The organism is Streptomyces sp. NPDC026575 (assembly GCF_055567415.1).
In genome coordinates, this window is the sequence record NZ_JBVHQM010000021.1 from 36,541 (window position 1) to 51,515 (window position 14,975).

The following is a 14,975-nucleotide window of genomic DNA, read 5'->3' on the forward strand; positions in this document are numbered from 1 at the left end:
AGCTGTGCGGGAGGCCCGGTCCTCACGTACGGACAGCCATAAGGTCACCCGACCGAGCTGCACAGCCGAACCCATGCGCACCATGCCCGGTCACGACGACGGCTTGTGAGCTCAGGAATCCGGGCTCCCTGGGGCGGGAACGGTGGCAGGCGCTCATCCCTTGGAGGCGACGGCGCCCCAGCCCTTCTCCAGGAGATCGAAGGCCCGCGTGACGGCCCGGCGGGGATCCTCACTGCCGCGGGCAGCGCGGGGGGCTTCGAGGGCGAAGTGGGCCAGGGCGGCGCAGGCCGGGTCGTCGTCCGCAAGTCCGCTCTCCTCGGCGATGACGCAAGCGAGAGCGGTTTCGTGGCGCAGCCACATGCGCTGGCCGTAGTCACGCAGGGCTGGGGTGTTCTCCACCAGGTCGACGAACGCGGTGAAGTCGGCGTCGCTGTCGACGGCTGCGATGCGGTAGCGCAGGGCGTGCTCGCGCAGGGCCGCGGGGATGGACTGGCCTGGGGAGCGCTCGCGTACGGCGGCGAGCAGACGGGCTTCCTGGTCGGCGTCCTCATCGAAGACGAGCGCTTCTTTGACCGGGAAGTGCTTGAACAGCGTGGTGGTGGACACGTCGGCGGTGTCCGCGATCTCGCGGATGCCGACCTGCTCGTATCCGCGCTCAAGGAAGAGGCGCAGGGCGGCCTCGGCCAGGGCCCGGCGCGTAGCGGCCTTTTTGCGTTCACGGCGCCCCGTCGGTGGCTTCGCGTCGGTGCCGGTCGTGGTCTCGCTCATGCCAAGACCCTACCCGCATTGATTGCCCAACTTCAAAAGTTGTCTCGTTGCACTTATTGAGTCGTTGTGCTCTTCTGGAGTGGCGGCCGAGTGGCACAGCCCCACTCCGCTGCTTCCCCTGCCTGAAAGGTGTGACCAGCCATGCCCACTCCCCGCATCGCGATCATCGGCGCCGGCCCCGGCGGCCTGACCTGCGCCCGCATCCTGCAGCAGCGCGGCATCACCGCAGCCGTCTACGACCTGGACGCCTCCCCTACCGTCCGCAACCAGGGCGGCACCCTCGACATGCACCCCGACTCCGGCCAGCACGCCCTTCGCGAGGCCGGCCTCTGGGACGAATTCCTCGCCCAGGCCCGCCCCGAAGGTCAGCAGATGCGCCTGGTCAGCCGCGACGGCCGCATCCTGTTCGACCAGGTCCCGCCCGAGACCGACACCACCGAAGGCAACCCCGAGATCGACCGCGGACAGCTCCGCGACCTCCTCCTCAACTCCCTCAAGCCCGACACCGTGCGCTGGGGACACAAGCTCACCCGCGCCGAACCTCTCGGTAACGACACCCACCGCCTGCACTTCACCGGCGGCACCAGCACCGACGTCGACCTCGTCATCGGGGCCGACGGCGCCTGGTCCAAGGTCCGCCGCCTCCTGTCCGACGCGACCCCCCTCTACACAGGCGTCACCTTCGTCGAGACCGGCCTCAACGACGCCGACACCCGACACCCCCACCTCGCCGAACTGACCGGCAGCGGCACCATGATGGCTCTCGACGACAACCAGGGCTTCGTCGCCCAGCGCAACAGCGGCGGACACATCCGCACCTACATCGGCATGCGCACCACAGAGGACTGGCACCAGCGAGCCGGTCTCGCCCTGACCGACACCGCCGCCGTCCGCGAGGCCCTCCTCAAGAAGTTCACCGGCTGGAGCCCCGACCTGCTGGGCTTCATCACCGACACCGACACCGGCTACACCAACCGGCCCCTGTTCGCCCTGCCCGTCCCCCACACCTGGACCCACACCCCCGGCGTCACCCTCCTCGGCGACGCCGCCCACCTCATGTCCCCCTTCTCCGGCATGGGCGCCAACCTCGCCATGCTCGACGGCGCCGACCTCGCCTACGCCCTCATCGAAGGCCCCACCACCGACGACGCCCTCCACGCCTACGAAACCGTCCTGCTGCCCCGCTCCATCCAGGCAGCCGAAGGAGCCACAGAGGGCATCAACAGCGCCTTCTCCCCCGACAGCGCCACCCAGACCCTCGCCCACATGACCCAGCGCCACTGAGTCTGCTCCCGACGGCCGCCCACACTCCCGAACCGATGCGCGAGGCAATCACCCGACCGGGCCGCCTCGCTCGAACCGGTGCACACCATGATCGGTACGACAACGGCTGCTCAGACCGGGTTTTCCGGCGCATCACACCAGTGCTGGGTTCCTCTCGCGGTGTACATCTATCGGTGCCCTACTCACAGTTGACCCAGCGGAGGAGCCGAATCTGATCGCGGACGCGGGCCGATGGGGTAGGCCCATTCCTCTATGTCCTCGTTGGCCTGGTCGTCTTGGAGTCCTCCCGCCTGACCGGTTGCTTGCGCAGTTCCGCGTAGAGCGGGTACGGATCGGCCCGATTGGCGTAGTCGGTGATCTGCGCGACGATGCTGCCGGACGTCATGGTGACTCCTGAGGCTCCGGGCGGTACAGGGCCGGTGATCAGGCATGTGCCGGAACGAACGAGACACGCCGCTCGCTCGGCGAGTGACCCGTCAGCGTGACCGTGGCCCCGTGGGTGGGCAGATGCGGGTCGGGGAAGGCCGAGTCGATCGGCTGCAGCGGCTCGGTCCGGCGGTCGACTGTGCGGTACTCCGGCGGGAACGGCGCGCCGGACGCGATCTGGTGCTCGTAGAACCCCATCCACTTGGCTCCGTCGAATGCAGCCGCCGCGATGACGCGGCCCCGGTAGCCGTACACCGTCACGAACCGCTCCTCGGCGAGCGTCCCCTGGGCGACGACCAGCTGGTCGCCCAGCGAGGGAACGCCCACCGACTTGATGTTGACGCCGAACTGGGAGGACCAGAACATCGGCAGCCACAGGTGCGGGCGGCGGTCCGGACCCGCGCAGATCATGTTGTGGGCGGCGATCTCGGCCTGTTCGACCGCGTTGCCCCAGTGCTCCAGCGCCAGGAACTGGTAGTCGAACAGCGGGTGGGGACTGCGGGCGACGTCACCGGCGGCCACGTCGATCGCCGAGCCGTCGGAGAGATGGGCTCGTCTCAGCCGTCCCACGTCGTCGCCCTCGAAGGCGGTGACGCTGACGCCGCAGCGCAGGTCGACTCCGTGCTTCCGCTGCAGCCGGTCCGCGACCCGCGCCGATCACTCCGCCGAGCGCGCCCACCAGCGGTGCCGGGCCGCGTTCAGCGACCGTGACCTGAAGCCCCAGCTCCCGGCAGGCGGAGGCGACCTCGGAGCCGGTGAAGCCGGCGCCGATCACCAGCACCCGCGACACTCGGCGGCGACGCCCAGCCGCCATTCGGCGTCGATGTGGCGCCGCCTCGGTAGAGCGGTGTCCTCGGGCCGTGCCCTCCCGAGCAGTGCCTGCTTCGACAGCGGCGGACGGTCGTAGGGCTCGTACGGCTCGTCGCCGATCATGGTCAGGGATCCGGTGAAGCCCTGCTCGCGCAGGGTCTCCGCCGCGCGCAGACCGGCCAGCGAGGCACCGACCACGACAATGCGGCCCTGACGCCGCAGCACCTCGACGTCAGTGTCAGCCGACATGGTGCTCGACCCGCACCGTCGGCTCGTCGGAGTAGTCGACGAGGATGGCCTGGACCGGGCAGGCGGCAGCTGCCTGCTCCACCCGGTCACGCTGTGCCTCGTCGAAGCGAGGGGAGAACAGCAGTGCTTCCTCGCCGTGGAGCGAGAAGACGTCCGGGGCGAGAAAGACGCACTGTGCGAATCCCTGGCACAGGTTGAGATCGACGACAAGCCTCAGCTGAAACACGCTCTCTGCCGGGCCACGGTCGCCGTCGGCTCCGCAGTCCTTGCGCTCGGCTCACAGGATTGGTGGCATGCCTCATCTTCGGGATCGCCCCCTCTAAGGCTGACCTGCAACGCGAGGGGTCCAGGGCGAGCCTCGGCTGGTCAACCCCCCGGTGTCCGCTCCTTGTGACCGGGGCGCCGCGTGGTGACCGGGGCGCCGCGTGAGCGAGTGGCTCCGATACCGGGACGACGTCACGGCAGCAGATCTGAGAGACCTCCGCAGCAACGGCCTCCTCTGGGTGTGTCACCCCATGCTGGGAGCAGAGACGACGAGCACACCTTGCGCGAACCCAGGCGTAGGACGCCGCCACCCGCTCGGCGACCTGCACACCCTCGCCCCACCAGTCCGCGGACCGACCCCGTGCTCGTCCCGCGCGGATCCGAACTGCATGCGGCCGGAGCCGGTCTTGGGGTCCTGTGACAACGAACTTCGAGCGAGTTCCGTCCCAGCTTGTTTGTTGCCGACGCCCTACCAACCCATGTTCTTGGCCACCTCGGATTGGGCTGCGGCGATCTCTTCGTCGGTCGACTCGATGACGTCCACCTCTTCCAAACGTGCCAGCAGGTCCGCGAGAGCCTGCTTCTGAGCCGGGTGCGTGATCGGTACGGCGTTCAGGTCGGTGCTCATCAGCCAGTCGAACAGCACGATGGCGTCAGAACGCCACAGGCGGAGATCGACGGTTGGTGTAGACCCCCAGGGGAACCCAGTTTCCATGCAGGCATCTTGCCAGGTCAGCGCGCCATGGATCGTCACAGGTCACGGGTCACGCGGCGGCCTGCCCCAACCTTCGGTGACGCGACTTCACGCTCGCCCGTCAAGCATCGATGGTGATGATCAAGGTCCAGCTTCCAGTTCCACAGACGAGCTCGGAAGATAAGGAACAAGTTGAGAGCGCCCCTATGACAGGAGGCCGGTCGATACCGGTCTGACCAGCTTGAAAACCTCGCGGGCGGCATTCGCCTGTCGGTCGCCCACCGTGGTTGAGCCGGCGCGAGCTCCGGCGGCCCGAGGAGTATGCGATGGGGCTGACTCCGCACAGCGCGGCGAAGGACGCCTCGGTGCGCAGCCGCTCGGGGTTGTCTCCCATCGTGATCAGGAGGGTGACGGCGCTGTCCGGGCCGATGCCCGACCGAGGTTCTTGTCCGCGTCCAGGCGATCGGGCTGAACCCGCTGGAGGCGCGCCTGCGCGTCGGTGAGTTCCCGCTGATCGGCCGGCCGCCCGCCTGAGCCCTACCGATGGCCGTCGGCATGCGGTCGGTGAAGTGTCCTACAGGGAGCGGTGTTTCATGGGAGGGACGCCGGACCCCATGGGCGGGAATCCGGCGCCTGAATCCTCCTCAGTGGGGTTCGGCTGGGCTTCGCAGCGGAACGCCCAGGTCAGCGTGGGCCATCAACGAGCCTGCGGCCGCCTGTGGTTGCGGCGCCGTACGGCGATGACGCCGCTGGCAAACGCGACCGCCACCACTGCCGAGGCGCCGAGTTGCAGAGGAGCCGAGGACGAAGAGGACGGCGTGGACGGAGAGGACGGCGTGGACGCCGGACCGAAGCCGCCCGCCAGTCCTTTGCGGTCGTAGGCGGAACCCGGCATCTTGTCCGCGTAGCGGCTGTGCACCAGCTTCTGGTAGGCGGCGAGCGTCACCGTCCGCTTGCCTCCCAGCCCCGAGGCCGCTTCCCGGTTGAGCGGTTCGACGGTGTTGTTCTTCAGGCGGTACCAGGCGTGGATCTGCGGTTCGGTGAAGACCTTTGCGTGGTCCGTGGTCTGTTTGCCGTAGGTGAGATCGCTGTCGCCGTCGCGCACGCCCATCAGGTGCCAACCGCCGCTGCCGCCACCGCTCTTGGCCGTGGAGGAGAGCAGGACCGTGGCCTTGTGCCCGCTGGCGTCGTTCGCCCGGGAGGCCAGGTACGACAGCCGTGTGACGTTGCCCGCGGCGGGCTTCGTTTTCCCGGTGACGAATTCGGGTGCGAGCTCGTACAGCGCGACCGGGTCCTTGAAGCTCAATGCCTGCTGGTCATTGTGTGACCCAGGCGCCATCGGCGCCGCCGCACCCGAGCCGCCGTCGGCGCCTGTGTTCGCCGTCGCGCCGAGGAATCGGGAGACCGCGTTGTGCACATGCGCGGTCTTGAGCACCTGCCGTGCGCCCTCGTAGTCGGGAATGCCGCTCGGGCCATCGGCCGCCTGTGCCGGGCCGCACAGGGCGGTGGAGAGCAGGGTCGTAGCCGCGCCGAGAGTAAGGGCGAGACGAGTAGCACTTTGCTGTAGAGAAATCTTCTTGCTGCGCATTGCTGCCCGCCTTACTTGTGTATCCCGATGCGGGAGTGGGTCCATTGGAACCTTGAGTTGTTGACGTAGTCGTTGTAGTTCCACCAGGTGTAGGTCTGCGTGGTCTTCCAGGGGTCACCGACCGCGATCATTTGTGATGACGGGTCGTAGCCGTAGATGACGTTCATGTGGCCGCCGCCGGAATTCCATCCGATACGGACGGCGAAAGGGCGTTTGCCGTCAATCTCCTTGCCCGTCTCCGAGAAGGAGGCATTGCGGTCGAGGCCGTATCCGGTGTCGCTCAGACCGATGCCGGACAGACCGTTGGCCACGTCGTCGAGGGTGGCGGGCTGGTTGTCACAGCTGAGGTTGCCGTTCTGGGCGGCAAGCCGGCAGAAGTCCTGCTGGCTGTAGTTGTTGTAACCCCAGTACTTGGCGATGGTCAGACCGCTGGCGTCCCAGCACCACTGGTCCTGAACCTGCTTCTGCATGTCTATCTTGAGGGCCACGCGCCCGCTGGGCTCGGGATGCCGGGACGAGCAGGTCGGCAGGTTGTCGGTGTTTCCTTTGATGAACGCGTTGGCTATGTAGAAGTGCCCGGAGTCCGACCAGATCCAGCGAGGGTCGTTCTCCACGGCCTCACCCTGGACGCGGCAGGTCATCGAGACCTTGCTGCCGACTGTGGCCTGACCCACGATGCGGGCGGAAAGGCTGGCCGATGACCTTTCGTTGATGCCGCGGTAGCTGCCCTGACCGCCGGTCACAGTGCCGGTCACGGAACCGGCCTTGGCGTTGCCACCGCTGAGCAGGAACCCTGCGGTGATCGCGATCAACGCGACCACCGTTAATGATCTCCACAGCGTTTTGAAGCGAGGAAGACGCATATATGGACTCTTTCGAGGTGTGGGGGATTGTATTGCCCGGCCACCGGGCGGATGACGCCGGCGTACGCCGAGTCGTCACCTGGCGAAGCCCCTATGGGGCAGCCGATGCGCGTTTCACGAAATGCGGTCTGGACCTACCTGTCGGCACTTTTGGCGTGCGCGCTCTGTTGCCGCTTACTTTCGCTGCGCATGTTCACGCCACGCGCACTGCGAACGGCAGCGAACACCAGCGATGCCTCCCTGGCCGTCACACTCGGAATGCGCAGGGGAATTAGTACAGCATCTTCACCGGCTTGTTCAAATGACACTCCGTCAACTCCCCTTAGCTACTGGAGAGTTTAGGGAAATGTGCAGGGTCGCCCATGCCTCAAGATCCCTCGGCGACCCAACGAATTACAGGAACTTGGACATGTTTGCGTAATTTGCGACGTCGCACTGAGTATGCCGCCCTGATACTGACAGTTACCTGGCGGTTGGCTTCTTCTGTGCGGGTTGGCGTTTCTGATAGCAGGTGGAAAGGTCAGCCAACTGTGCGGTAGTAAGAACTCTCCGTATAAACAAGCACCTTGGGCTTTGCTGCGGTGAATCACCTATTACGATGAGCGCCAACTGATCGCCGTTGAGGCGGTGTTCGTCTCAGGAGAAGGAGCGCCCATGGGGAAACATGCACGAAGGCGCCAGAGCCGGTTGGGCGCACGGGTCGCCGGCACCACAGGAGCACTGGCCGTCGTCCTGAGTGCCGGAGTCGGGTCGGCTGCCGCCGCCGAGAAGAGCACCGGTACGCCCATGACCGCGGCTGCTGCACTGGACGACGTGGCGCAATCCCCGCACCAGGCAGCGGCTTTGGACGCGCCGCCGGCCCCGGGCCAGCTGACTCTCCCCGCCCCGACCGGGCGCTACCGTGTCGGAACGGTCGACCTCCACCTGCGCGACGCGTCACGCAGGGATCCGTGGATGCCCGGACAGCAGCGCGAGCTGATGGTCTCGCTGTGGTATCCGGCCACGCATACCGGCAACTATCCCGCCGCACAGCTGCCGGTCAGCCAGCAGGTCCTGCCGGGCGGGGTGACCCTGCCCACCACTGCCGGGCACACCGGCGCCCCGGTTGACCGCAGGGCAGGCAAGCTGCCGGTACTGCTGTACTCACCCGGGCTGCACGGGCACCGGGGCCAGTCGACCGCACTGGTTCAGGACTTGGCCAGCCGCGGCTACTTGGTCATCACCCTCGACCACACCCACGATTCCGGCGATGTGGTGTTCCCCGGCGGGCGGCATGAGGTGAACATGATGCCGCCAGGTTCCAAATCGCGGCACACGATCGCCATCCGGGCAGCGGACACCCACTTCGTCATCGACCAGCTGGGCAAGATCGCCCGCGGCCACAACCCCGATGTGGAACACAGGCCGCTCCCCCACGGGCTGACCCAAGCCGCGAGCACGAAACACATCGGGATGTTCGGCGCTTCCCTCGGCGGAGGGTCAGTGGCCGCGGCCATGCACGCGGACTCCAGGATCGACGCCGGCGCGAACCTGGACGGCCAGCTCTTCGGATCGTCGGTCGACAAGCCGCTCGACCGCCCCTTCATGCTGTTCAGCTCCGAACACCACAACCGCAACAGCGATCGCAGCTGGGCACGGTTCTGGAAGCACCTGCACGGCGAGCGGCTCGACCTGAAACTGCGCGGCTCCGGGCACAACTCCTTCGTCGACAACCAGGTCCTCTTTCCCCAGGCACCTGGCGCCTTCGGGCTGGCCCCGCCGCAACTGGAGCAGATACTCGGCACGATCGACCCCAACCGCTCCATTGAGGTCCAACGCACCTACCTCGCGGCCTTCTTCGACAAGCATCTGCGCCACCGGCACAGCCACCTGCTCGACAGCCCCTCACACCATTACCCAGAGGTCGACTTCATCCGCTGAACCGACGGGAGCCCGCCGTCGGCCGCTGCACAGAGCGACGGTACGTCGCGGCCCCCCGCATGAGGAGAATCGTGTCCAGAGCAGCCAGGTATCTCGCGGCCCTCGTGCTGCTCATCTCCGCCCTCGTCCTTCCTGAGGCTCTCCAGCCCACTGCCGGGGCCGAGACGGCTGCGCTGCCGTACCCGACGCGGTCCGACTACCGCATCAAGGGCATCCAGCCGGACTTCTGGTCCGACAAGGGCGAGATGGCCGGCAACAACGCCGGCGGCGTGTCCATGAACCTCGTCTGGGCGGCCTGGGAGCCCAGCGCCACAACAGCGCCCTGCGCCGCCGGTGAGCAGGAATTCGACGGTCACTGCTTCACGATCCGGCCCGAGGTGGACTCGGCCATCAAGCAGTGGACCGACCGGGGCCTGGTGGTCACCGCCATCGTCTACGGCACGCCCACCTGGGCCCGCCAGGGCAGACCATGTGATCCCGCACCCGGCTACGAGGTGTTCTGCGTGCCCAACAATCCGGCCGACTTCGGACGGTTCGCCGGGATGCTGGCCCAACGTTACGACGGCCTGCACGGACACGGCCGGATCGCCGACTTCGTGATCGACAACGAGGTCAACACCAACACCTGGTTCAACATCGGCTGCGGCAAAGGCAAGCCCTGCGACACCAGGCAATGGCTCGACCAGATCGCCGCCAACTACAACGCCGCCTACGACCGCATCACCCCCCAGCAACCCACCGCCAAGGTACTGACCTCACTGGACCACCGCTTCGGCACGGCCTACGACCAGCCATCCGGCAACGACGCGACGCTGTCCGGCATGACCGTGCTCAAGGGGCTGGCCGCCCGGGCGGGATCGCGCCACTGGCGGGTCGCCTACCACCCCTACGCCCCGGACCTGTTCAAGGCCGTCCTCTCCGCCGACGACTACCCCAAGGTCACCCACGGCAACATCGGCGTAGTGGTGGGCTGGCTACGCCAGCAGTTCCCGCACACGCCCTCCGCCTGGACGATCCAGCTCACCGAGAGCGGCATCAACTCCGGAGACGGGTCCAGCGAGCCACAGCAGGCCGCAGCCGTGTGCGACGCCTTCCGCAATGTGCTCGGCACGCCGGGCATCGAGAGCTACATCTACCACCGGATGCAGGACGACCCCGGCGAGGGCGGTCTCAAGCTCGGCCTCCGCAGACAGGACGGCTCCGCCAAACCCACGTGGTCCACCTGGGCAATGGCCAACCGCAACGACCTGCCCACACCTCAACTCTCCTGCGGCTTCGAGCACCTTCCCTACACTCTGCTGCGCCGCGGCCACCACCCCGACCGGGGACACATCACCTCCTCCCGGCTGCTGCCACCCGGCTTCACCCAGCAACAGACCTGGAAGCTGCTGCGCCACCACGCGCACGAGACGGCCATGCTCTACGAGTGCAAGGTGGGGGGCCACACATTGCTGACCCGCGACCCCGGTTGCGAAGGCCAGTTCCCCATGGGACCCGTCGGCTACGTCCACACCAGCCAGGTGAGCGGGTCCATCCCCCTCTACCGCTGCTACATCCCCTCCAACGGAGACCACTTCGTCTCCGGCGCTGCCGACTGCGAAGGCCACGCCAGAGAGGCCGTGCTCGGCTACGCGTTCCCCTGACCTCTCTCAGCAGGGCCGGGGCTCGCGGCGCGCCCATGCGGCCCGCTGACGCAGAGTATTCAGGTGTTCTGGCGCGGAGCGAGGCGGCGCCGGCCGATGAGTAACCACAGCAGGCTGCCCAGGAAGGGCGCGACGAAGGCGAACACCAGCCACACCAACTTCATCCGCCATCCATCCGAGCCCTGCGGGTGGCCTGCAGTACCGCTCTGCGCCGTCCTCGTCGTTCTTGCCGTCGTCGGCGAGCCGTGCGCAGGTTCGCCCGCGCCGCGTCCTTGCCCGGCATCCTGACTCCGTCACGGGCCCGCCGCTGGTCGGAGCGTTTTGTGCGCGCTCCGACCAGCGGCGGGGTTGCAGGCGTTCGGCCGTGGCTCAACCGAAGAAGCGGCGCAGTGGAGCGATCCGCCGGATGAGCAGCCAGTCCAGGAGCAGGATGAGCAGCATGGACAGGCCGGCCAGCGGCATGGCCACTCCGAGGACCAGCATGATCAGGGCGACGGCGCGGGCGACCTTGGTGTCATGGGCCCTGCGGGGTGCGCCGAGGGCCCGTCCGGCCGGTCGGCGCCGCCACCACATCACCACTCCGCTGATGGCCATGCCGATGACGGCGAGGCATGTTCCCAAGGCGACGAGGAGGTTCGGGAGGCCGAACCGTTCGCCCTGGTGCAGGGCGATGCCTTCTTCGACCAGCTTGGAGAGGAGGCCGTACTGGGGCCAGCCGTAGGAGGCCAGCACCTTGCCGGAGTACTGGTCGAGGAAGAGGGTGCGCTGCTTGGCCGGGTCTGCCTCGGACTTGCCGGAGATCGTGTAAACGCCCTTCGGCCCCTGCGGCAGGGTGACGGTGAAGGGGCCGGGTACGCGCTCCTGTCGGGAGATGGCGACGGCCCGCTGGATGGACAGACTGCCCGGCGCCGCGTGGCTGCCTGCTGCCGAGTCGTGGCCGGTGTGGCCGGTGTGCCCCTGGTGACCGTCAGCCGACTGCGAGGTCGGCACGCGGAGCTTCTCCGCCGCCCAGGGCACGGCGGTGTCCGGGTTGGTCGTGAGGTGATCGGCAGTCGAGGGCACGGTCGAGGAGACCTTGTAGTCCCAGGCGCTCGGGGCCTGCTGCTTGCTCGCGGTGATGACCTTCTGCAGTTGCTCGCCCCAGACACCGGTCCAGGGCAGGCCGGTGGCGATGAGTGCCAGCAGGAAAACGGAGAGAACCGCGCCGGCCGTGGCGTGCCAGCGGCGCAGACCCCGCCGTCCCTTCCGTCCGCGGCGCGGGCGGCTGCGCCACCACAGATACAGGCCGGTGAAGGTCAGGATCGCAGTCCAGGACGCGGTCAGCTCCATCAGGCGGTCGCCGACCGTCCCTGAGAGCAGGTTGCCGTGGAGTTCGCGGACGGTGTGCATGAAGGTCTTGCCGTTGTCGACCGACCCCAGCACCTTGCCGTCGTACGGATTCACGTACACCGACACCGTCGGGGCCCACTCGCCGCCGCCCTCGGCGGCGAGGGTCACCATCGTGCTGTGCCCGCGGTCGCTGGGCGGGGTCACCGACTGGATGGTCGCCTCGGGCTTCGCCTTGCGGACGGCCTCCACCTGCTGTGCCAGCGACACCGGCTCGGCGTTGTCGACGGCATGGACGGTGCGCAGGTCCTTGTAGACCCAGTCCTCGTAGGCGGGTTTGAACAGGTAGATGCCGCCGGTGACGGCAAGCAGCACGAGCAGCGGGGTGACCAGCACGCCGACGTAGAAGTGCCAGCGCCACAGCGTCTTGTAGAGCTGGTTGCGGGAGGGCCGTTTGCGGTCGGTGCCGCTGTCCGGCTCGGTCTTCGGTCTGTCGTCGGACAGATTCGAGGCATGCGTCATTGCGGGGTGTCTTCCATCGTTGCGCGGGCTCGGGCAGCCCCGGCCACGCGTGATCACAAGGGGAATCCGGGCGGTGCGCACACGAGCGAGACCGCCGGGAGAGCGGACGGGCCTGCGGGACCGTCCGTGAAGCCGCGCGCCGCGCCAGGGCACGGCCGACACAGCCCTGTCCTACCGGGGCTGCGAAAACACGCGGTGATGATCAGTACGAGAAAGACAGCGGTGGGCCGCGGCGGATGACCGTATGCCGGACGAATGGCAGCTGTGGCGGCACGGCGACCGCCGGCCGTCGTGCCGGGCACGGCGCCCGGTGCGCGACGGGAGCCGTTACACCGATGACGAAGAGCGTCACCAGCCGGTGCGCTGATCGGTCGGCGGCGGCAGCAAGGGCCCTCAGCAGTGCAAAGGCCGCGCGTTCGCCGCGGTGCAGCCACCAGGCGCAGATCAAGCCTGCCGCGAGGTGGGCCGCCAGCATGCCGATTCCGGCATGGTGCATACCGTGCATCGCCTCGGCGCCATGGCCGTGGGGGCTCATGGGGCCGGCCGGCAGGTGGGTGGGGAGATGGTCCCAGTGCAGGCCGTCTTCCCGCACGATCTGCCGCATCGACCGGCCGAGAGGTGTCGCTGCGTTCGCCGGTCCGGTGAGCCCGCAGAACAGGACGTCCGCCCAGTCTGCGGCCGTGGGCGCGGAGCGAGTGGGCGCTGCCGTCTCTTGCGCCCAGGTGAAAAAGAGATGCAGCCCGCCCTGGCCGGCGAGCATTCCGGCGGCAATGGTCGGCAGGGACCGTTGCCGGCCTGCAGCGGCTGCCGCGCCCACCATCACGGCCGCCGCAGCCGCCGCATACGCCCACCCCGGCAACACCGGGCCGGACATCACGGCATGTCCCGTAGCGGACAGCGCGACACAGACCGCGGCGAACACCGCGGCCCGGACATAGCGCAGCGCGGCGGTGATAGGCATGGCGCCGACATGATGACAGTGGCCGCGCCGGCGCCGGACACAGGGGTGGCCGAATATCACCACAGCGATGGCCGGGAACTTTCCCTGTCGTCGGGGGGCGCACCTGGCCGATGCCGTCCCGGCTGACGAGGCGCACTTCTCCCGTGCCCTCCGCAGGCATCTGCGACGGCGCGCAGCCGAGCGATCATCCCGACGACCTCCGCCGGTGCGGTGATCGCATCGCACCACGGTGGGAATGCGGCACCTGGAAGGGGCGAGTGGGCGCGGGAACCGGCGGGCGTGTTCGTACGACTCTCTGCCGCGGGCCCCGTGCGGTGCGTGGTCCGGCGTGGAGGGAGAGCGCGCGTGTACGCAGATCGGTCGTCCCCGACGTCCTCGGCACCTTCGGCTGCCGGGAGTGCCGGTGAGGGGAGAGTTGAGCGCGGGGCGGGAAACGTCGTGACCCTGTTGCTGACCTCGGCAATGGCGTTTTCCATGCTGCAGTTGTTCCTGGTCGGGGCGCTCGGTCCGCGGCTGGTGGCGGAGCTGCACATGAGCCGGGCCATGTTGGGGCTGACCACGACGGCGGGGTTCGGGGCCGCCGCCGTGTTGTCTCCGGTGGCGGGGCGGCTGGTGGACCGGGTGGGGCCGCGGCGCTGCCTGATCGCGCTGCTGCTGCTCGTCGGTGTGGCGCTTGCGCTGATCGCTTCGGCCCGGGTGTACGGGGTGCTGCTGGCCGCGGTCGCGGTGGGTGGGATTCCGCAGGCCCTGGCCAATCCGGCGACCAACAAGGTGATATTGGCGGCCGTGCCGGTGGCGCGGCGTGGTGCGGTGACGGGTACGAAACAGTCGGGCGTGCAGGTGGGGGCCTTTGCCGCCGGGCTGCCGCTGGCCGCGCTGGCGAGCGGGGTCGGATGGCGGGCTGCGGTGTGGGTGGCCGCTGCCGCGGCCGTGGCCACTGCGATGTGGGCGGCCCGTGTGTTGCCGGCGGAGGCGTCGCCTGCCGGGCCGGCTCGGCGTGCGGCGGGGAAGGCGGGCGAGGAGGCCGCCTCGTCGGCGGGGCCTGTGGTCGGGTGGCTGCTGGTGTTCTCCCTGCTGCTCGGGGCCGGGATAGCGTCCGTGAACACGTATCTGGCGCTGTTCGGGGTGCAGCGGCTCGGGATCGCTCCCACAGCGGCGAGCGTGCTGGTGGCGGTGCTGGGGCTGGCCGGGATCGCCGGGCGGATGGGGTGGTCGAGGCTCGCCGGGCGCCCCGGGACGGCGGTGGTGCTGCCCGCGGTTCTGGCGGGAGGCGCGGTGATCGCCGGGCTGCTGCTGATCGCGGCGCTGCGCGTCCCGGTGCTGGTGTGGGTGTCGGCGGTGGCGATCGGGGGGTTCGCGGTCGCGGGCAACGCCGTTTCGATGGTGCTGGTGATCCAGCGGGCGGCGCCCGGTCGTGCCGGGCAGGACTCCGCATGGGTCTCCGCGGGCTTCTTCGGAGGGTTCGCGGTCGGTCCGCCGTTGTTCGGTGCCCTGGTGGAGTCGTCCGGGTACGGGCGGGGATGGCTGCTGGTGGCAGTGGAGTTCGCGGGGGCGTGCGCGGTCGCGGCGGCGTGGGCGATACGGGAGCGACGTCGGTCCGCAGGCGGCGGGGTGCGGGGATGACATCACGGTCGAGGAACATGCCGGCGTCTGCCCC

13 protein-coding genes and 3 pseudogenes are annotated in these 14,975 nt (G+C 68.6%); 5 read left to right on the forward strand and 11 right to left on the reverse strand.

The window, feature by feature from the left end:
• Positions 1-153: 153 nt before the first annotated feature.
• The gene (locus ACZ4NB_RS26920) at positions 154-768 is read right to left on the reverse strand and encodes a TetR/AcrR family transcriptional regulator (protein ID WP_467665493.1); all 615 of its coding nucleotides are present in this window, start codon (positions 766-768) and stop codon (positions 154-156) included.
• A gap of 141 nt (positions 769-909) precedes the next feature.
• On the opposite strand from ACZ4NB_RS26920, the gene ACZ4NB_RS26925 reads away from it, so the two are divergent.
• The gene (locus ACZ4NB_RS26925; RefSeq protein WP_467665495.1) at positions 910-2,052 is read left to right on the forward strand and encodes an FAD-dependent oxidoreductase; all 1,143 of its coding nucleotides are present in this window, start codon (positions 910-912) and stop codon (positions 2,050-2,052) included.
• Positions 2,053-2,302: 250 nt separating this feature from the next.
• Here ACZ4NB_RS26925 and ACZ4NB_RS26930 read toward each other — a convergent pair whose 3' ends face one another.
• The 5 genes and pseudogenes from ACZ4NB_RS26930 to ACZ4NB_RS26950 all read right to left on the reverse strand — a co-directional run.
• On the reverse strand, positions 2,303-2,437 hold the full coding sequence (locus ACZ4NB_RS26930) for a hypothetical protein (RefSeq protein ID WP_467665691.1): 135 nt from the start codon (positions 2,435-2,437) through the stop codon (positions 2,303-2,305).
• Positions 2,438-2,475: 38 nt separating this feature from the next.
• A pseudogene (locus tag ACZ4NB_RS26935) lies at positions 2,476-3,537 on the reverse strand (NAD(P)/FAD-dependent oxidoreductase).
• Positions 3,527-3,754: a ferredoxin gene (locus ACZ4NB_RS26940; RefSeq protein WP_467665677.1), complete on the reverse strand. Its 228-nt coding sequence runs from the start codon at positions 3,752-3,754 to the stop codon at positions 3,527-3,529. Before ACZ4NB_RS26940 ends, ACZ4NB_RS26935 begins: the two are co-directional and overlap by 11 nt.
• 516 nt (positions 3,755-4,270) lie before the next feature.
• Positions 4,271-4,555, reverse strand: coding sequence for a hypothetical protein (locus ACZ4NB_RS26945; protein WP_467665497.1), 285 nt, complete (start codon positions 4,553-4,555; stop codon positions 4,271-4,273).
• Between the two features lie 195 nt (positions 4,556-4,750).
• Positions 4,751-4,928: pseudogene (locus ACZ4NB_RS26950) on the reverse strand (transposase); the annotation flags it as partial.
• On the opposite strand from ACZ4NB_RS26950, the pseudogene ACZ4NB_RS26955 reads away from it, so the two are divergent.
• Positions 4,916-5,023, forward strand: a pseudogene (locus tag ACZ4NB_RS26955) (NADP-dependent oxidoreductase); the annotation flags it as partial. The pseudogenes ACZ4NB_RS26950 and ACZ4NB_RS26955 overlap by 13 nt on opposite strands.
• Positions 5,024-5,192: 169 nt before the next feature.
• Here ACZ4NB_RS26955 and ACZ4NB_RS26960 read toward each other — a convergent pair.
• Together ACZ4NB_RS26960 and ACZ4NB_RS26965 are read right to left on the reverse strand one after the other, a co-directional pair.
• Entirely contained in the window at positions 5,193-6,083 is an 891-nt protein-coding gene (locus ACZ4NB_RS26960) for a hypothetical protein (RefSeq protein ID WP_467665499.1), read from the reverse strand.
• A gap of 11 nt (positions 6,084-6,094) precedes the next feature.
• Positions 6,095-6,904 carry a papain-like cysteine protease family protein gene (locus ACZ4NB_RS26965; protein WP_467665501.1) on the reverse strand — a complete coding sequence of 270 codons (810 nt, stop codon included), beginning with the start codon at positions 6,902-6,904 and terminating at the stop codon, positions 6,095-6,097.
• Positions 6,905-7,633: 729 nt separating this feature from the next.
• On the opposite strand from ACZ4NB_RS26965, the gene ACZ4NB_RS26970 reads away from it, so the two are divergent.
• Both ACZ4NB_RS26970 and ACZ4NB_RS26975 read left to right on the forward strand, forming a co-directional pair.
• Positions 7,634-8,866, forward strand: coding sequence for an alpha/beta hydrolase family protein (locus ACZ4NB_RS26970; RefSeq protein WP_467665503.1), 1,233 nt, complete (start codon positions 7,634-7,636; stop codon positions 8,864-8,866).
• A 71-nt stretch (positions 8,867-8,937) separates the two neighbouring features.
• Positions 8,938-10,509 (forward strand): DUF5722 domain-containing protein, encoded by a 1,572-nt coding sequence (locus tag ACZ4NB_RS26975; RefSeq protein ID WP_467665505.1) that lies wholly within the window; start codon positions 8,938-8,940, stop codon positions 10,507-10,509.
• A 59-nt stretch (positions 10,510-10,568) separates the two neighbouring features.
• On the opposite strand, the gene ACZ4NB_RS26980 is transcribed toward ACZ4NB_RS26975, so the two are convergent.
• From ACZ4NB_RS26980 to ACZ4NB_RS26990, 3 genes are all read right to left on the reverse strand, one after another.
• Complete coding sequence (locus ACZ4NB_RS26980) at positions 10,569-10,673, reverse strand: PLDc N-terminal domain-containing protein (protein WP_467665507.1); 105 nt, start codon at positions 10,671-10,673, stop codon at positions 10,569-10,571.
• Between the two features lie 205 nt (positions 10,674-10,878).
• Positions 10,879-12,357: a PepSY-associated TM helix domain-containing protein gene (locus tag ACZ4NB_RS26985; protein ID WP_467665509.1), complete on the reverse strand. Its 1,479-nt coding sequence runs from the start codon at positions 12,355-12,357 to the stop codon at positions 10,879-10,881.
• A 202-nt stretch (positions 12,358-12,559) separates the two neighbouring features.
• Positions 12,560-13,318 carry a hypothetical protein gene (locus ACZ4NB_RS26990; RefSeq protein WP_467665511.1) on the reverse strand — a complete coding sequence of 253 codons (759 nt, stop codon included), beginning with the start codon at positions 13,316-13,318 and terminating at the stop codon, positions 12,560-12,562.
• A 474-nt stretch (positions 13,319-13,792) separates the two neighbouring features.
• Here ACZ4NB_RS26990 and ACZ4NB_RS26995 point away from each other — a divergent pair, with 474 nt between their 5' ends.
• Positions 13,793-14,941 (forward strand): MFS transporter, encoded by a 1,149-nt coding sequence (locus ACZ4NB_RS26995; protein WP_467665513.1) that lies wholly within the window; start codon positions 13,793-13,795, stop codon positions 14,939-14,941.
• Positions 14,942-14,975: the final 34 nt, after the last annotated feature.